Source organism: Aquibacillus halophilus (genome assembly GCF_009649745.1).
Lineage (GTDB): Bacteria > Bacillota > Bacilli > Bacillales > Amphibacillaceae > Aquibacillus > Aquibacillus halophilus.
The window spans coordinates 186660-205039 of record NZ_WJNG01000015.1; the positions used below are offsets into that span (position 1 = coordinate 186660).

At 35.1% G+C, this 18380-nt stretch carries 16 protein-coding genes; 4 read left to right on the forward strand and 12 right to left on the reverse strand.

Annotated elements, in window-relative coordinates:
* Window positions 1-96 precede the first annotated feature (96 nt).
* On the forward strand, window positions 97-456 hold the full coding sequence (locus GH741_RS17130) for a Lin0512 family protein (protein WP_153737970.1): 360 nt from the start codon (window positions 97-99) through the stop codon (window positions 454-456).
* Between the two features lie 76 nt (window positions 457-532).
* Here the strand turns inward: GH741_RS17130 and GH741_RS17135 are convergent, their stop codons facing one another.
* Window positions 533-1291: a hypothetical protein gene (locus GH741_RS17135; RefSeq protein WP_153737971.1), complete on the reverse strand. Its 759-nt coding sequence runs from the start codon at window positions 1289-1291 to the stop codon at window positions 533-535.
* 277 nt (window positions 1292-1568) lie between these two features.
* Between GH741_RS17135 and GH741_RS17140 the strand changes: the two genes are divergently transcribed.
* The 3 genes from GH741_RS17140 to GH741_RS17150 all read left to right on the forward strand — a co-directional run bounded on the left by GH741_RS17140 (window position 1569) and on the right by GH741_RS17150 (window position 3795).
* Window positions 1569-2804, forward strand: coding sequence for a D-alanyl-D-alanine carboxypeptidase family protein (locus GH741_RS17140; protein ID WP_153737972.1), 1236 nt, complete (start codon window positions 1569-1571; stop codon window positions 2802-2804).
* A gap of 161 nt (window positions 2805-2965) precedes the next feature.
* A complete protein-coding gene (locus tag GH741_RS17145) occupies window positions 2966-3325 on the forward strand; it encodes a Lin0512 family protein (RefSeq protein WP_153737973.1) in 360 nt (119 codons plus the stop codon).
* A 107-nt stretch (window positions 3326-3432) separates the two neighbouring features.
* On the forward strand, window positions 3433-3795 hold the full coding sequence (locus GH741_RS17150) for a DoxX family protein (RefSeq protein ID WP_420809408.1): 363 nt from the start codon (window positions 3433-3435) through the stop codon (window positions 3793-3795).
* Between the two features lie 89 nt (window positions 3796-3884).
* Here GH741_RS17150 and manA read toward each other — a convergent pair whose 3' ends face one another.
* The 11 genes from manA to rplI form a co-directional block, all read right to left on the reverse strand.
* The gene (gene manA / locus GH741_RS17155; RefSeq protein ID WP_153737975.1) at window positions 3885-4841 is read right to left on the reverse strand and encodes a mannose-6-phosphate isomerase, class I; all 957 of its coding nucleotides are present in this window, start codon (window positions 4839-4841) and stop codon (window positions 3885-3887) included.
* Window positions 4842-5332: 491 nt separating this feature from the next.
* A complete protein-coding gene (locus GH741_RS17160; protein WP_153737976.1) occupies window positions 5333-6562 on the reverse strand; it encodes a S1C family serine protease in 1230 nt (409 codons plus the stop codon).
* A 57-nt stretch (window positions 6563-6619) separates the two neighbouring features.
* Window positions 6620-7417, reverse strand: coding sequence for an MBL fold metallo-hydrolase (locus GH741_RS17165; RefSeq protein ID WP_153737977.1), 798 nt, complete (start codon window positions 7415-7417; stop codon window positions 6620-6622).
* Window positions 7414-8337 carry a two-component system regulatory protein YycI gene (locus tag GH741_RS17170; protein WP_153737978.1) on the reverse strand — a complete coding sequence of 308 codons (924 nt, stop codon included), beginning with the start codon at window positions 8335-8337 and terminating at the stop codon, window positions 7414-7416. The genes GH741_RS17165 and GH741_RS17170 overlap by 4 nt, the downstream gene beginning before the upstream one ends.
* Window positions 8318-9664 carry a YycH family regulatory protein gene (locus GH741_RS17175; protein ID WP_153737979.1) on the reverse strand — a complete coding sequence of 449 codons (1347 nt, stop codon included), beginning with the start codon at window positions 9662-9664 and terminating at the stop codon, window positions 8318-8320. Before GH741_RS17175 ends, GH741_RS17170 begins: the two co-directional genes overlap by 20 nt.
* Window positions 9664-11490 carry a cell wall metabolism sensor histidine kinase WalK gene (gene walK, locus GH741_RS17180; RefSeq protein WP_153737980.1) on the reverse strand — a complete coding sequence of 609 codons (1827 nt, stop codon included), beginning with the start codon at window positions 11488-11490 and terminating at the stop codon, window positions 9664-9666. The genes GH741_RS17175 and walK overlap by 1 nt, the downstream gene beginning before the upstream one ends.
* A 6-nt stretch (window positions 11491-11496) precedes the next feature.
* The gene (gene yycF / locus GH741_RS17185; protein WP_338079542.1) at window positions 11497-12201 is read right to left on the reverse strand and encodes a response regulator YycF; all 705 of its coding nucleotides are present in this window, start codon (window positions 12199-12201) and stop codon (window positions 11497-11499) included.
* An 857-nt stretch (window positions 12202-13058) separates the two neighbouring features.
* Window positions 13059-14507 carry a M23 family metallopeptidase gene (locus GH741_RS17190; protein WP_153737982.1) on the reverse strand — a complete coding sequence of 483 codons (1449 nt, stop codon included), beginning with the start codon at window positions 14505-14507 and terminating at the stop codon, window positions 13059-13061.
* Window positions 14508-14965: 458 nt separating this feature from the next.
* Entirely contained in the window at window positions 14966-16252 is a 1287-nt protein-coding gene (locus GH741_RS17195) for an adenylosuccinate synthase (protein WP_153737983.1), read from the reverse strand.
* A gap of 223 nt (window positions 16253-16475) precedes the next feature.
* The gene (dnaB, locus tag GH741_RS17200; protein WP_153737984.1) at window positions 16476-17858 is read right to left on the reverse strand and encodes a replicative DNA helicase; all 1383 of its coding nucleotides are present in this window, start codon (window positions 17856-17858) and stop codon (window positions 16476-16478) included.
* Window positions 17859-17931: 73 nt separating this feature from the next.
* Window positions 17932-18378: a 50S ribosomal protein L9 gene (gene rplI / locus GH741_RS17205; protein ID WP_153737985.1), complete on the reverse strand. Its 447-nt coding sequence runs from the start codon at window positions 18376-18378 to the stop codon at window positions 17932-17934.
* Window positions 18379-18380 lie beyond the last annotated feature (2 nt).

Sequence of the window (18380 nt, forward strand, 5' to 3'; positions counted from 1 at the left end):
GTGTTTGTTAAGCTATCCTTTGGGGAATTGTATTTATAAGATTAACAAAGAACCTATAATGGTTAACGAAAAATTTAAAGAAGAGGAGAGATATTAATGAAACAAGTTTTATTCGTACAAACTGGAACTGGAGTCGATGTTCATGGGCAAAATATTACCAAGGCAGCTGTTAGGGCTGTAGAGGATGCTATTTCTAATAATTCAATGCCAGGAATAGAGAAAGCATTACCTGGTAATTCTGCGGATAATATGGAGGTATTTGTTAGAGTTGCTGTTCCACTTGACCGTGAAGAGGTGGATCACCAGGAAATTAAAAATGCAATTCCATATGGATCTGTTACTGTTGATGTAACTGATGGAGGAATGGCCACCTCTAGCGGAATTATAATCGAAGAGGAAAATGATGAGAACGATTTAATGTATATTGTTAATGCTGCAGTCGAAGTGGGCTATTAATATTATCTTTAATGGGTGCCTAAAAAGCACCCATTTTTTTATGCCATGGTGGTTTATTATAGAGATAGCCATAAAGTTAGTCGGAGTTTTTATAATCTTTGTCATTTTTTTGAGTACTCATAGAAAATGTTAATGGTAAATTAGAACCTGTAAATAGCTTATAGACGAATGAAGAAGTTAAGCTATAACTGTTTTCTATTTTTTCTACTAGATAATTAGTTCTTTCATAGAGTGCCGATCGGAAATGTGTTAGTTGTCGTAACGTTTTTTCCATTAGTGCTTCTTGATTTTCCAGATGGTCCAGCATGGTACTTTGATTGTCTCCATGGTTTGATAACTGATCAGACATTTGCTTATTTAGTTCAAAAAGTTCTTGCATTCGTACAGTTATTTGTTGATTGGTAGATTCAAATTCTCCGAGTTGATTCACCATTTCTTGGTTTGAGTCATTTACAAGGCTAATTTGATTAATAAGATCTCGCTTAAGTGCACTTTCATCTTCTAAATGGTTTAGTAATTTCTCATCATTTTCATATAAAATTTTTAATCTCTCCCTAGCAAAAGTTTCAAACTCTTCGAACGTTAGTTTACTTCTTCCTAGTTCACTTAACTGCTTGTTGAAATTCTTCCATTGTACCGCCTGGGTATCTTGTTGTTTATGATATAGAGAATTTAAACCTTGGATTGAATTTAAGATTGAGTTATTTGTTTTTTTCTGTTCATTTACGATTTCGGATATGCGATCTATTTTTAAATACGCTTGATTTGGTTCTGGAATTTTCTCTTGATTCTTGAATACACCAGGGTTTCCTTTGGCATTTATGAATAACCCCATTTTTACACATCCCTTAAATTTCTTTGTAATATCATATGCACGGATACGTTACATGGGACTTTATCCCGCTCTATTCTAACTTTTAGAAATACATTTCATTATGATTAATTGATACATTGATTCTGCTAATAAATTTTACCGTTGAACTAAAATCAATCCATAATCGCAGGACTTTGCCATCTTTCTAACAATCTAGCGAATAGGTGGTTAGTTTACTAATATAATAGCCGGGTAAACACTAATATAAGTTAGATTAAAACTATTAGGAGGGATTGCATTGCGATTACTAAACGTATCCATTTCAATGATGCTCCTCTTAGGATTATTCTTCTTTAATCTTGGGAGTGTCCATGCTACTTCAGGTGACATAATATCAAATCCTGATGATCAATTGGTATTGATTAACAAGTCAAATCAATTACCGGAGGATTATGTACCAGATTCACTTGTCACACCAGAAGTAGCCTTTTCTGAAGAAGCTGAGCAGTTACGTTCCACAGCGGCTAATGCTCTAGAAAACATGTTTGCTGATGCAAATCAGGCAGGAATTAATTTGCGCGCCGCATCAGGTTATCGCTCATATGACTATCAGTTAGATCTCCATCAATATTACGTTAATCAATATGGGGAAGAGTATGCTAACCAAGTTAGCGCTAAGGCAGGACATAGTGAACACCAGACTGGTCTTGCGATGGATGTAACTTCACCAGCCAATAATAACGAATTGACTGAAGAATTTGCTAGTACCGAAGCAGGACAATGGGTAAGTGACCATGCCGATGAGTATGGGTTTATTATTCGCTACCCTGAAGGAAAAGAAAGTATTACTGGATATAACTATGAACCTTGGCACCTTCGTTACGTAGGAAATGATGTAGCACAACATATAATGAGTAACAATCTTACACTAGAAGAATACCACGGTGATAATGGTGAAAATAATTCTGATACAACTCAGACCTATACAGTTCAACCAGGTGATACATTTTGGGGAATTGCTCAAAAATATGAAGCTACATCAGTCGATGATTTAAGAGAATTAAATCCAACTGTTGACCCTTATCTACTACGAATAGGTATGACAATAAACATAAGTGGTCAGCCTTCCAATGATGAAGGTACTAATGACGATGGTTCTAATGAGGATAACACCTCTGAAGGAAATAATGAAACATACGTCGTTCAACCAGGTGACACATTTTGGGGAATTGCTCAAAACTATAGTGATGTAACTGTAAATGAGTTAATGAATGCTAATGAAGGAATCGAACCAAGAGCGCTTGGGGTTAATCAGACATTAACTATACCAACTGCCGAAGATAATAACTCTGGTTCTGATTCTTCACCTGAAAGTTCACCCGGTATTGTAACTTACACTATTAAGCAGGGTGATACACTATGGGGAATTGCATCTGATTACCAAGGTGTTTCTATAAATGATCTAAAAGAGGCAAATCCATCAATAGAGCCACGATTTCTTTCTATTGGTTCACAAATAAATATTCCTAGATAAAATCTGGAGGAAGAGAGTCTATAAATATTATCTCTCTTCCTCTTTTTACTTGGTAGAAATTCAATATTTACTGGAGGATGTCGGAATAATTGCTTTCCATAAAATTTTAACCTACTCTAATAGGATAGAAAGCAAAATTTATTATATAAGGAGTCGTTTAGATGGAGAAGATTATTTTTATAGAAACTGGAATGGGAATTGATGTTCATGGTCAGAATATTACGAAAGCTGCAGTCCGTGCAGTAGAAAATGCTATACACTATAATTCGATGCCTGGAATTAGAGATTATTTGCCTAATCAATCGCTAGATAACATGCATGTCAATGTAAAACTTGCTGTTCCGATTGATATGGATAAACTAGACCATGAACAAGTTAAAAAAGAAATTCCCTATGGCCACGTTACAGTAGAGGTAATAGATGGGGGAATGGTAACAACAAGCGGAATTTTACTAGAAGACAAGCAGGATAAAAATGATTTAATGTATATAGTCGTTGCTTCAGTGGAGGTTGGTTACTAACCTCAATAATACTGTTATAATTTATATCAATATTTATGTAAAAAAATTGGCATAGGTTGTCCTAACCCTAACATATAAATAAGTATAAATAATTAGGAGGGATGACTTTGCCGGTTTTAGCTTCCCTGAAACTTATACGTTATGCAGTGGCATATGTGTTTATTACTTCTGGTTTACTCAAATTATTAAGCCCAAATTTTGCAACAGTGTTTATTAATCTAGGATTTCCTTATCCCGAAGCCACGTTACTTTTGGTTGCTTGTTTTGAAATTGCTTGCGGTTGTTTTATTCTACTCAATTATTACGTTAAAACAGCTACTATACCACTACTAACCATAATGATCATTGCTTTTTTATTAACAAAGGTACCTATAATGCATTCAGGCCTCCTTCAATTTGCGTTTGAGGCTCGTTTAGATCTAGTGATGATTTGCCTTCTATTTATCTTATGGAAAACACATCGCAAGTAATCCAAATTAAGTGGTACAGTTTGAAACAATACTGGAACTAAAATAAAACTCAGGTTAGTCAATGCTAACCTGAATTTTTAAATGCATAACTATGGATGTGAAACTATAAATTCTGCTTGTCCCGATAGTGAATAGTCATGAATAGTTGCTGGTAAGATAAAATGATCACCTTTTTTAATAGCAAAGGTTCGTCCGTTTACTTTCATTTCTGCATTTCCTTCTATAATACTTACCTGCAAAAAATCACTTGTTAGTTGTTGCTTTATTTCGCCATTTAAATTCCAGTGATAGACCGTAAAATACGTTTCTTCGACTAGTCTTTTGGAGGTAAGTCCTCCACTAGTTTCTTGCCCATGCTTAATTATAGGTTCTTGATGTGGTGCTGTTGTAACTTCAATTGCTTGATTTAAATGCAACTCTCTTGTATTTCCTTTACTATCTCTTCGTTCGTAATCATAGACGCGATAAGTAATGTCAGAACTTTGTTGTGTTTCTAAAATAACAATCCCTTTTCCTATCGCATGAATTGTTCCACTTGGTACATATACAAAATCTCCAGCTTTCACTTTAACCCTACGAAGAAGTTTATCCCATTCACTTTTATCAACCATATGTTTAAACTCTTGATGTGAAAGAGCATGATGACCAAAGACTATTTCTGCTCCCTCTTCAGCACTTAAAACATACCAACATTCTGTCTTTCCATATGGATGCCCCTCTACTTCACGGGCATATGTATCATCTGGATGTACTTGAACGGAAAGATCATCATTGGCATCCAAAATTTTAACAAGTAAGGGGTATTCTTCATCATCACTTGATGATTTGTTAAATAATTCACCATGGTTACTCCAAGCATCTGCCAACGTTTCACCGCTTAACACACCATTTTCAATCGTGCTTGGTCCATTTGGATGAGCAGAAATAACCCAGGCCTCTCCAGTTCTATTGTTAGGAATATCATAATTGAACTCTTCTTGTAATTTTTGGCCTCCCCATATTCTTTCTTGGAATACAGGTTTTAAAAAAATTGGTTCGTTATACATGATATTGCCCCTTTATGTCATATTTTTATTTTACTATAAAGTAAAATCGATTCTATTTAACGTTAGGTCCATATAATAAAGGAATAATTTTTTACGACTAAATCAATATGGAATAGATCTAATATGCTTTTTATAACATACTATTTAGAACTATATAAATCAAATACTGGCTCAGTTTTATTAGTTTTCTATCGAATATAAATAACTTGTCCACATAACTATACACAATTTCTTTTTTTAAAAATTATTCACACGTTATACCTGAATATAAACAACTTATCCACCGGTTTTATCCACATACACACACCCATCAACCCCTATTTTGTGTAAGAATGCTTGTTCCCTACTATATATCGAATGTTATCCTCAGGTTTATCCACACCCTGTGTATAAGTTTCATGTTTACTTACTTAATACAACCAAACATTACAACATCTTTGTTGAGCAAAAAAAGGAGCCGGATCCAAGTGGATTCCAACTCCCTAAAATGCTTAATATTCTTGTGCAGCTAACCGTACAGTTACCTCTAGCCTATTACCATCCCGATAATAAGTAATTTTCATTTCTTCTCCTACTTGTTTTTCTTGATACAAGTGTTTCCGAAGACTAACTATATTGTTAATTTGTTCTCCATCCAAATGAGTAATAACATCATATGATTGTAGATCTGCTTGATCTGCAGGCGACATAGGTTCAATACTACGCAAGTAAATGCCACCTTCCACTTCCTCTGGTAGTCCTAAGCTTCGTTGCCACTCTGCCTTGGCCAAGTCTTCAAGTGATTCTACCTCAACACCAAGATAAGGACGTGTGACTTTACCTTCAACCTCTAGCTGGTCAATAATCGGAATGGCATCATCAACAGGAATAGCAAAACCAATACCCTCGACAGATGACTGAGCAATTTTCATCGAATTAATTCCAATTAATTGTCCACTCATATTAATCAAGGCCCCACCACTATTTCCTGGGTTTATTGCTGCGTCTGTTTGGATAACTTCTGCATGCCAATCTGCTCTTCCATCCATATCAAAATCTTGTGGTATGGCGCGTTGTTTTCCACTTATAATCCCTTGAGTCACCGAGCCAGATAAATAAAGACCAAGTGGACTTCCAATAGCTATTGCTGGTTCTCCAACTTTAATTGCTTCAGAATTTCCCATCTCAACTACATTATCCACTTCTGAGCTGTCCATCTCTAAGACCGCCAGATCTGTAAATAAATCACTTCCTAAAATCTCAGCACTAACTCTAGTATCGTCAGATAGTACAACCTCTACTTGATCTGCTCCTTGGATGACATGATGGTTCGTTACGACAAATGCACTTCCGTTCTCTATCTTGTAAATCACACCTGATCCAGTTCCTGCTTCTCCATATTGCCTTTGTTCCCAAAAATCAGTTTGTGCCTGAATATTTACCACACCAACTACTGCTGGTGCTACCTTTCCAACTACATCAGTAATTTGAGTTGAAACTTCTACATTTAGATTTTGTGTTGTACCACCCAAATTTACTTCGTCGTTTTCCTGTACACTTGGTTCATTCGTTTCATTTTGTTCTACAATAGTGTACGGAAGAATATTGGATTGAATTAATGCAGGTAACGCAAATACAATTAATGCAGCACCTATAATGACACCCAAAACCGTAGATAATAGCCAGCTTGGCCCTTTTTTTCTACTTCTTTTTGGTTTATAGTGTTCATCATAATACCCCATTGCACCATTCCTTTCTTAATGGAAGTAATAGTCTATTATTTCTATTAACCGATAAAATTAAACTACCTCATATAAAGGTGTTGGTTGTTTAGGATCTGTATCATGAAGTTGAAGGTTAGATCCAATGGTAAATCCATTATCATTTAGATAGTTCTTAACAGACATTCGAGCTAAATCTTTCATATTATTATCTTTACTCAAATGTGCTAAATAAATGCGCTTTGTACAGTTTCCAATAATTTCACTCAACGCTAGAGCACAATCCTCATTTGATACATGTCCAGAATCACCTAATATCCTTCGTTTAACGCTCCAAGGATAATGACCCATCCTCAGCATAGATACATCATGATTAGATTCAAAGATGAGAGCATCTGAATTTTCTACCGTTTTTTTAATCCGTTCAGAGACATAACCGAGATCAGTAACTAATGATACTTTCTTCCCATTATGATGAAAGGTATAAAACATGGGTTCTGCAGCATCATGTGATACACCAAATGATTCAACATCTATGTCACCAAACGATTTAGTTTCTTCCAAATTGAATACAAACTTTTGATCCAATGCTAGCTTTCCAATTGAGCCTTCCATTGCTTTCCATGTTTTTTCATTGGCGTAAATAGGTAAGTTATATTTTCTTGCTAATATACCAAGTCCCTTTATATGATCACTATGTTCATGGGTGACCAGTATCTTTGTAATTTCTGCTGGATTGACTTGAATTTCAGTGAACAATCGTTCCATTTCTTTTCCACTTAAACCAACATCAACTAACATTTTTTCTTTTTCAGTAGCAATGTAAAAGGCATTCCCTTTACTTCCTGATGCAAGTACGCTGAAACTTAACGTCATTTTTCCCCACTCCAACTTGTTGATTCCAGTATTTCTTTATAATTAACTTCCATCTCTGTTAATAGCTCATTGTCTTCCGTTGTTGCTTCATTAATGACTTGAATTGTGGTCACTAGTCCGTTTATGGTTTCACTTAAGAAAGTTTTTTCATCTCGATAATACGAATGCATTTCAATCGCATTAACAAAATAATTTCTCTGATTGTTTACAGTAATACGCCAGGTTGGTGCTAAAACCTGGACCCCGTTTGGTAATGGAATTAAATTGTGATAACCGAGTTTGTTTTGTGTGATTTCATCTCCAGATGATAGTTCACTTGTATTATAGTAAAGGTTAGAGACTGCATCAAATGCTTTGATTAAGTCATACGTTTCCCCTTTTTCTTCCCTTTTTTCTAGCATCGTTTGACTGTATTGCACCATTCGACCTTCTTCATCCAAAACGATTACCAACAAAGCACTTTGATTAAAATAGATTGGCAGGCTATTATTTTTTTGGAAAAATACAACTGTATTTGACGCTTCATTTTTACTCCAAAACACAAAGCTATCCAAATATAGTATTTTACCTTGTAAGGTTTCTAAATAATTTCCTTCAAAATCAATTGGAACTGGCTCATCAAACTTAGATAAAATTAAATTACTATCTATTACCTCTGCTTGTTGATTATCAAAATTATTAATCGCATCAATTTCTTCAGTGGTAAATACTTTTCTAGCTGCATACAGATTCGGTTCTTTAGTACTTTCTTCTTTTAATTCATCTAGCCCTTCTATATTTGCCCTCAGAAATTCTTCTCTAGTGGATTCTTGTATAAAAGGATATTCTGTATCTCTATTATTTATAAATTGTTGGATTAAGAAAATATCTAGTACAAGGAAGCATAGGATAAACAATGTTTTAATTTGACCCCATTGCATTATTAACGCCTCCTATACTTATTTGCTCATCAATGAAGTCGATCTCTTCCCAGTTGTTATTAACATTAATAAACCATTTTGGAGTTAAAACAAAAGCATACTGAATGGCAGATTGTTCTTCAATTTTGTAGCCTATTGCGACATCCTCAATAGATGTGGTTGCATATCGCCTGCTATTTTGTAAAAACGTAATTACTTGTTGTCCTGTTTGTAGATTTTCTTTTTCACTTTCATACTCAAACGTAAGTCCTAGTTGAATTAGTGGTCGATTATATTGATAAACATTCTGATTACGAAGTGTTACCATGATTGTCGATAAACTATCCCTTTCAAACACTGGTATCCCGTCATATGTTAAGCGAAATAGGGCGGTCTTTGATTGGACATCTAAACCATATAGTACATATTCATCTTTGACGTCTGTTGTCCATCCTTCGTGATCATTAACAAATTCCAAGGTCTGGTTGATTAGTTGCCTTCCATCCATTAGCCTATTCTCCGAAGAAGTAGGATTAGTGTATTCCATGTAGTAGTCATCATAAACTACCATTTCTGCTGTCTGTCCATCCGTGTACTTATCCTCTCCAGTAATCAGTTCAGAGCTTCGGACTGCAGAGGGATTATTAAATAATACATTCCTTAACGTTGTCTTAGAAATTGATTTTGCAGTCAAAGGTCTACGATACATTTCTACTTCTCTTGGAACATAAATCGGCGATGAATCTCCCGCACCAAAAGATAGAAATTCCTGTAACGTGGATTGATTTTTGAAGCTATTTATCTGTTGGCGAACCTCATCCATATTTTGAATATTAGCACTGAATTTCATATCAGTTTTCTTATGACTAAATACCAGTTGGCCAATAGTTAGATCTTCATTTAACATTACTAACATTCGATCAAAAGCTCTACCTGTTATAATCTCCTCATCTACAGTAAAGATATCTTGGAGGATTTCAACTGGTATTTCAGTTGGAAAAATAACTTCAACTGAATTAGTTTCTGTAGAGAAATCTGTATCTTCATCTATAGGAGTGGTATTTATATCATATAACGACCAAGTTTGCATATAGCTATATAATTCCTCTTCTTTACTCTTTTGAGCAAATCCATAATGATTTTCACCCTGATGGAAAATAATTGATGAAGGCTCAATAATACTCTTTTTCGTTTCTACGTGGCCGTCCTCAATCTTTGCTTCAATCGCACTTCGATCGTCAGTATCATAATCATAATCTGGATGGTAATTCCATATTCCTAGTGTTAATAGCAAACTCAGTACAATAAGGAAAACTAAACTTATTGATTTAAAAGTTTCTAATTTCATTAGCGATTCCCCCGCTTCTTATTTATAAGCGGAAGTGTAAAGAGAACGGTAGTCCCTTTACCTTCTTTACTTTCTGCCCAAATTTGCCCGTGATGGGCATCAATTATCTCCTTAGCGATTGCTAAACCTAAACCTGTACCACCGAACTCCCGTGATCTTGCCTTATCAGCACGATAAAAACGATCGAATATTTTATCAAGTTTTTCTCTAGCAATCCCTACACCTTGATCAGAAATACTAATTACTAGCTTCTGCTTATCTTTAACCGCTTTAAATTTAATTGTTCCACCCTCAGGTGAATACTTTATGGCGTTTGATATAATGTTATCTACTACCTGAGTTACTTTATCTTTATCCACCCAAATAAATACATTATCCTTAGGTAGCTTTCTGTCTAACGTAATATCTTCTGACTTGTTCATTTCAAAACGATCTATTATGTGATGAAAGAATTGTGCAATGTTTACTCTTTCCTTATAAAGAGTTTTTTCCTTATGGTCCATTTTAGATAATTGAAGCAAATCGTTAACAAGACGTATCATTCTTTCCGTCTCATTTTGTGTAACACTTAAAAATTGCGGAGCTATTTCCTTGTCTTCCCATGCCCCATCGGTTAATGCCTCTAGATAGCTTCGCATGGTCGTAAGTGGCGTTCTCAATTCATGAGAAACATTTGAAACGAATTCCCTTCGTTCCTTTTCTACCTTTTCTTGTTCAGTTACATCACTTAATACAGTAATAAAACCATTAAATTGATTGTTTTCATCTTGTACAACCGAAAAGTTAGCTTTTACTAAGAAAAACTGATCATCATCACTAAAATCTATCGTGATAGACCCTGCTTCTTGTGATTCAACTAAATCAACTACTTTTTCATCAAGTTGCAGAATTTCTTTCAATGGTTGACCTTTTACTTCTTCAAAAGTTCTACTTATTAAATAAGCAGCAGATTCATTCATAAGTGTTATATTGCCACTTGCATCTGTAGCAATAACTCCATCTGACATATTGGATAAGACAGAGCTTAATTTTCTTCGCTCTCCCTCTGTCGTAATATGAGCTTGTTTTAATTTATCGTTCATTTCATTGAAGGTTATAGCTAGTTGCCCTATTTCATCATTACCATAGACATTTACTTTTTGAGAAAAGTCACCTGTTGACATGATGATGGCTTGTTTTCTCATTTCAGTTATTGGTTTGGTAATCGTCCTTGCCACCAATATACCTAACAGTGCAGATACAATTAATGCTAATATTGTTCCATTCAGAAAGATGGTGTTAATGTTCCGTAACTGAGTATAAACTTCTTCCATTGAGGCCTTTAAATAGATGGCACCGACAACCTCTTCTTCATTATAAAGCGGAACAATTTTTACAAGCATTCGATCATTTGTATTTCGATCTAAAAAAATAGCGTGCCTATCCTGACCGAATAACAATGCCCGAGTAATCCCACTATCCCCTGTAATTCTTTTACCAATACGATCATCATACTGATTATTAGTACCAATAACTCGCGATTGGGTATCAATAACCTGCAAATCAGAATATAATTCACTGTCATAGAGGTTTAGAATATCTCGAACTTCGGCCTGTAATGAAGGCACATCTCCATCTTCGGGACGTTCTTTTTCAAAAGTTTCTTCTAAATAAAAGGTTAAATCTTGAAGTCTCTGTTCAACATTAGTGGTAAAGTTTTTTTCTAAGCTCTCCTCTAATCGTTGAGCAAAATATGAACCAATTACTTGGATCGCAAGCAATAATAATAAAATTAAGATTACTATAAATTTTATACGAATTGATTGAAATACCCCTACTTTTTTCATAAAACCTTACTCCTGATCTGGGTTACGCAAATAGTAACCAACACCCCTTCTAGTCACGATCCATAGGGGATTACTTGGATTTTCTTCTATTTTCTCCCTTAATCTTCTAACAGTGACATCCACCGTTCGCACATCACCATAATAATCATAACCCCAAACTGTTTCCAGTAAATGTTCACGTGTCATAACTTGTCCAATATGACGCGCTAGATAATGCAATAGCTCGAATTCTCTATGTGTTAACTCTATTTGTTTTCCATCTCTAGAAACTGTATAGGCATCAGGATGTATTACAAGACTACCTATTTTTATATCCTTATTCGCTTTTGTATTATCTTCCGGAACATGTTGTTGCCTTCTTAAATTTGCCTTAACACGTGCGATAACTTCCCGATTACTAAAGGGTTTCGTAACATAATCATCTGCACCTAACTCTAGTCCTAAGACCTTATCTATTTCAGAATCCTTTGCTGTAATCATAATTATTGGCATATTGTGCGTTTTACGTACTTCGCGACAAACTTCATTTCCATCTTTATTTGGTAACATAATATCTAACAGGAGTAGGTCTGGATTTTCTTGATCAGTTAATCTAACAGCCTCATCTCCATCATAGGCACAAATAACCTGATAACCTTCTTTTTCAAGGTTGAACTTTAGAATATCTGCAATCGGTTTTTCATCATCAACAACTAATATCTTTTGATTCACAACCTCACATCCTTTTCCCATCTTGTATTACACTCTATTTTATCGCATTTTAGTTCAAAAGTCTTTCATTTGCTAAAACGAACAAAGCAAGATCCACATTAAAATATCTATATATTTTTTGAGTTCTTTTCCTAAAGTTGTTTTTTCGAAAGTTCTGAGGCTTATTAATCTTCGGAGTTGATGAAAAAAGCGTCTTAACTTTGTCGTGCTTACCCCCATCCTTTATAGGATGAGTGATCTTCCATCGCTTCGGAAAAACACTCCCTTTCCCATAGGACCCGAAATGACATCCGTGAATTTGCAACACACGAAGAAAATTGCTTTATATTTTCGAGGAGTGTCGCATTTTTCCGAAGCTTAAAGTAGCTTTCTGTTCAAATGAATTGAACTATAAGAAAACCTTTTATACCCTGAAATATGACTACCCGCACGAAGGGGAATTGGTTATATTTTTGAGGATTATCCATGTATATCTTACGTAATTTATTCCTGTTTTTGAGAATTACAATAACCAAACAACTAGATATTTACTCTTATATAGTGGTTGATTGAAGCGCAGGGCAGTCGACTCCAGCGGGAAAAGCGACGGCTGAAAATCCCGCAGGAAGCGGTTTTCTTCCGAGGAAGTTGAAGCGTTGCCCGCGGAAAGCGACTGCCCGAAGCGCAAATCAACATAGCAGCCGATTAAGGAAAAGTGAAAAAAATTATCAATAGTTACGTCGGAGTCTATAGATTTTGTGTTAAAAGCAATGTCTTTTAGTAAACAGACGTTATATAAAAAACCCTTAATACTTTTTCAAGCAATAAGGGTTTACTATCTTTATTTAAAAGGTATATAGATTTGTAGATAACATTTTCTAGAATAGACTTGCTGGATTCACAAGACTACCGTTTTTGTGAACCTCAAAGTGTAAATGAACACCAGTTGAATGGCCAGTTGATCCCATTGAACCAATCGTGCTACCTTTAACAACTGTTTGACCAACACTTACATTAATTGACGATAAATGAGCATATATTGTTCTATAGCCATTATTATGGTTGATTACAATCTTATTACCATAACCACCATCCCAGCCGGCAGATGCGACTGTACCGTTATCTGATGCAAGAATTGCACGATTACTAACACCGGCAATATCCATTCCTTTATGGTAAGTTCCCCATCTTGGACCCATATGGCTAGTAATTCTTCCCCCTACTGCTGGCCATTGGAATTGACCAGTTCCTCGTGAAGGGACTACCTTAGTTCCTTTAATCGTAATTTCTTTTACCGGCTCTTGAGTTACTTTTGTTTCAACAATATTTTTTGAAACAACTTTGCCGTTTTTCTTTTCTATTGCGTAATGTACTTCCTTCTTACCATTTTGACCTTCTTGCTTGAGACTTGTATCGCCTTTGTAAAGCTTATCTGATGATACTACTTCTCTTTCAAAACCTATTGTCTCTTCTACTAGCTCTTCTTCATTAACAATAACATCTAAGAATGGCTGGTAGTCTGTCACGTTAATTTCTTGACCGATTTGTAGAACAGAATCTTCTGTTATATCAGAGTTTAATTTTAAAATTGTCTCGATATTTAGGTCATATTTGCTAGCAATAGATCCTAGTACTTCACCTTCTGCGACCTTGTGTTTCTTATCTTCGAGAGTTCCTTTTTCTAGCAACGTTTGACCATCTTCTTCAGAAATTACTTCCTGTGGTAAAACTTTTTGTTGTGAGAAAGAAACTTTTTCTGATAGTTGGACGTCTATTACTTTAGAATCACCTACAGATAAAGAAGATTCTATTTCTTGATTATTATCAGTAACATTTTCAATTCTTTCAAGAGTCTTTAATTCAACATATTTCGTTTTATAATAAGTTAAAGTAGCTTCCGCAGTTTCTTGGTCTTTAAAATAACCTAGAACCTTATCGCCTATTTTAACTTCATAAGCATTTACTTTAACAGAAAGTTCTTCTTGAACTATATCCATAACTTGCTTGTTAGATGAAGTTGGCTCAAACACTTTTTCGGTAACATAAGAAATTTCTTCACCTACGGTTAAAGAGTAGCCTTCATAATTTTCTTTTTGCTCCTCAATCATCTGATCTATGTAGGATTGTATTACTTGCTTGCTATCTACCATCCCAACATGTTCACCATTTATATATACATGAAATACAGTATCTAATTCGGAATCGTCTGCATAGACAACACCAAATGTTACTCCCATACTTAGACATGTTATTAATGCAGTTTTCTTTATAAATCCATAAGAATTGTTTTTAACTCTTGGATGAACATCATTCTTAGAACGCAACATGTTCTTATCCTCCCGATAACTTTAATAAACAGAATTAAAATATAAGTATATTAGTAATCTACTAACACCTTCTATAATCTAACACAGAGATGGTAGATTATTAAACCCCTTTTGACCTAATGTAATGAAACTGTATAATAACTTCCAAATTTACCCTTATTACTACTGCAATAACCATTGATAAGGTGTAAATTGTTACTAAATATTAAAAAAGACAACTTTTTTTCCTCATATTTTGCAGGTATATTACAATTGTTCCTATTAATATTACAAGCTAGTCCAATTAGACTCTATTTCAATAGTTTTTTGGTAGTCTTTTAGGCTAAAATTGTAAATAAAAGTATAAGAACAGTGTATTATCTTGCTGTACCATTACCATTATTGAAATAAAATTCATAAATTATACATATTTCACAAAAAAAAGAGAGCGAATAATCGCTCCCCATCATTTATAAGTGTTAACTGTATACACTTCTCACTACATTAGTTTGTGTACGATCAGGTCCGACAGAAAAAATTGATAGTGGAATGCCTGTCAATTGAGATATTCTTTCTAGGTAATGCCTTGCGTTCTCAGGCAACTGATCTAGACTTTTTACACCTGTAATATCTTCATCCCATCCTGGTAATTCTTCATATACAGGTACACATTCTGCTAATACTTTTAGGCTTGCTGGAAATTCATTTATTATTTCACCATTATAACGGTATGCAGTACAGATTTTTAAATTTTCAATTCCTGTCAGAACATCAATTGAATTTAATGATAGATCTGTAATACCACTTACTCTTCTTGCATGGCGAACGACAACGCTATCGAACCAACCTACACGGCGTGGCCTTCCTGTTGTTGTACCATACTCTCGTCCAACTTCTCTAATTTGAATACCTATTTCATTATCTAATTCAGTTGGAAACGGACCATCCCCTACGCGAGTTGTGTACGCTTTGGAAACACCAACAACGTGATCAATTTTAGATGGACCTACGCCTGAACCAATAGTAACTCCTCCGGCAATGGGATTAGATGAGGTTACATATGGGTATGTACCTTGGTCAATATCCAGCATTACACCTTGAGCTCCCTCAAACAAAACTCGTCTTCCTTCATCTAAAGCATCATTTAATACTACTGAGCTATCACATACATACTTCGCAATTTGTTGACCATATTCATAGTATTCATCCAGAATATCCTCAACCTCAATTGTTTCCGTTTCATACACCTTTGTAAATAACCGATTCTTTTCTTTCAAGTTTTGCTCTAATTTCTCTTTAAATGCATCTCTATCAAGTAAATCAACAATCCGAATACCCATCCGAGCAGCTTTATCCATGTATGCAGGACCTATCCCTTTTTTGGTAGTCCCTATTTTATTAATACCTTTTTCCTCTTCTTGAAGTACATCTAACTTTAAGTGGTAAGGCAAAATGACATGTGCACGGTTACTTATTTTCAGGTTATCAGTGCTAACATTCTTGTCATGTAAATACTGTATTTCTTCTACTAGGGCTTTAGGATCGATAACCATTCCATTTCCAAGTACACACGTTTTTTCATTAAAAAAGATCCCTGAGGGAATCAAATGTAATTTATATGTAATTCCGTCAAATTTAATCGTATGACCAGCATTGTTACCACCTTGATATCGGGCAACAACTTCTGCATTCTGTGAAAGAAAATCTGTTATTTTCCCTTTTCCTTCATCCCCCCACTGGGTTCCTACAACAACTACTGAGGACATACAGACACCTCCGCTTTTTTTAGTGTTTTTCTTTGCAACAATGTAATTTTATCAATCGAAATAGGTAAAGTCAATTTTATTAACGAACAATAAATTAAACTACTAATCTTTTGTTCGTATTTACAAAAGTTTCTTCAGTTTAATTTTACTTTACCAATGCATTGTAGTAAAGTCCTATAACGAAATAAAAGCTAACTAATTAAAGTTAGCTTTTATTTAATAGTTATGCCCCACTTGCAGCACCCGCTCCTACAGGCGGTACATCACTTTCTGAATAACGATGATCCAAATCTACGAATTTGTTATACTCTTTTACGAAGGCTAACTCTACTGTTCCAACCGGACCATTACGTTGTTTTGCTAGAATTATTTCAATAATATTCTGCTTTTCTGATTCTTTATCATAATAATCATCACGATATAAGAATCCAACAATATCAGCATCCTGCTCAATACTTCCTGATTCACGTAAATCGGACATCATTGGTCGCTTATCCTGTCTTGACTCTACACCACGGGAAAGTTGAGAAAGTGCTACCAAAGGTACATTTAACTCTCTTGCTAAACCTTTTAATGATCGAGATATTTCAGATACCTCTTGCTGACGGTTTTCCTTGGAATTAGCACTACCTTGTATCAATTGCATATAATCAATCAAAATCATTCCTAATCCATGCTCTTGCTTTAAACGACGACACTTAGATCGTATCTCGTTAACGCGAATACCAGGGGTGTCATCAATAAATATGCCTGCATTAGAAAGGCTACCCATTGCCATTGTCAACTTACCCCAGTCTTCTGACTGTAAGTTACCTGTTCTTAATCGTTGCGCATCAATATTACCCTCTGCACATAACATACGAGCAACCAGCTGATCGGCACCCATTTCCAAACTGAAAATAGCAACATTTTCATCTGTTTTTATAGCAACATTTTGTGCAATGTTTAAAGCGAATGCTGTCTTACCAACAGACGGTCGAGCAGCAACAATGATTAGATCATTTCGCTGAAATCCAGATGTTATTTTATCTAGATCTCTAAACCCAGTCGGAACACCGGTAACGTCTAGATCATTGTGATGCAACTGCTCAATATTGTCATAGACATCAATTAATACATCTTTAATATTTTTAAATGCTCCGGAATTCTTTCGATGAGAGACTTCTAGAATATTCTTCTCTGCATCATTTAAGACTTCCTCAACCTCATCTTCTTTGGTGAATCCATCCGTAACAATATCTGTTGCTGTTCTAATTAACCTTCTTAAAAGTGCTTTTTCCTCTACTATTCTACTATAATACACAATGTTAGCAGCGGTAGGAACAGAGTTTGCTAAGTCACTTAGATAAGAAACACCACCTATTTCATCTAATACCCGTTCATTAGCGAGAGCAGTCGTCACAGTAACTAAATCAATTGGATCGCCTTTATCTGAAAGACTCATCATAACACCAAAGATCCGTTGGTGACTTGCTCGATAAAAGTCAGTAGGTATTAGTAATTCTGAAGCATTAGAAAGGGCTTCAGGCTCTAAAAAAACTGCACCTAGTACAGCCTGCTCTGCTTCAATATTATGAGGGGGTGTACGATCATTCCATTCACTCATGCTTCTCTGCTCCTTTCTAAGAAGATTTATTTTCTTTTAATTATATTTGGATATAGTGAGAGGATTAAGTATCCTATTCCTCTGTTAGGTGTACCTTAATAGTTCCAGTAACTTCTGGATGGATTTTTACGGGTACATCCGTATAGCCTAATGATTTAATGGGGTTGTCCAATTCTATTTTACGTTTGTCCATTTTAATTTTATGTGTTTTCTTTAGTTCTTCTGCTATTTGTTTACTTGTTACCGAACCAAATAAACGCCCGCCTTCTCCGGATTTAACTTTTAACTCTACAGTTAGACTTTCAATTTTCGCTTTAAGCTCGTTGGCTTCATTTACTTCTTCTTGCTCCATCTTTTGCTCTTTGTTTTTTTGAGCATCAAGAGCTTTTACATTCCCACTAGTAGCCTCGATAGCTAAATTGTTTTTCAAAAGATAATTTCTTGCATAACCATCGGAAACATTTTTAACTTCGCCTTTTTTTCCTTTACCCTTAACATCCTGCATAAGAATTACTTTCATGT

Coding starts and splice junctions, on each gene's coding strand:
- GH741_RS17160 (WP_153737976.1), bottom strand. CDS start 6,562: ATGGGGTATTATGATGAACACTATAAACCAAAAAGAAGTAGAAAAAAA.
- manA (WP_153737975.1), bottom strand. CDS start 4,841: ATGTATAACGAACCAATTTTTTTAAAACCTGTATTCCAAGAAAGAATA.
- GH741_RS17135 (WP_153737971.1), bottom strand. CDS start 1,291: ATGGGGTTATTCATAAATGCCAAAGGAAACCCTGGTGTATTCAAGAAT.
- walK (WP_153737980.1), bottom strand. CDS start 11,490: ATGAAAAAAGTAGGGGTATTTCAATCAATTCGTATAAAATTTATAGTA.
- GH741_RS17175 (WP_153737979.1), bottom strand. CDS start 9,664: ATGAAATTAGAAACTTTTAAATCAATAAGTTTAGTTTTCCTTATTGTA.
- GH741_RS17145 (WP_153737973.1), top strand. CDS start 2,966: ATGGAGAAGATTATTTTTATAGAAACTGGAATGGGAATTGATGTTCAT.
- GH741_RS17130 (WP_153737970.1), top strand. CDS start 97: ATGAAACAAGTTTTATTCGTACAAACTGGAACTGGAGTCGATGTTCAT.
- GH741_RS17170 (WP_153737978.1), bottom strand. CDS start 8,337: ATGCAATGGGGTCAAATTAAAACATTGTTTATCCTATGCTTCCTTGTA.
- GH741_RS17195 (WP_153737983.1), bottom strand. CDS start 16,252: ATGTCCTCAGTAGTTGTTGTAGGAACCCAGTGGGGGGATGAAGGAAAA.
- rplI (WP_153737985.1), bottom strand. CDS start 18,378: ATGAAAGTAATTCTTATGCAGGATGTTAAGGGTAAAGGAAAAAAAGGC.
- GH741_RS17190 (WP_153737982.1), bottom strand. CDS start 14,507: ATGTTGCGTTCTAAGAATGATGTTCATCCAAGAGTTAAAAACAATTCT.
- GH741_RS17165 (WP_153737977.1), bottom strand. CDS start 7,417: ATGACGTTAAGTTTCAGCGTACTTGCATCAGGAAGTAAAGGGAATGCC.
- dnaB (WP_153737984.1), bottom strand. CDS start 17,858: ATGAGTGAATGGAATGATCGTACACCCCCTCATAATATTGAAGCAGAG.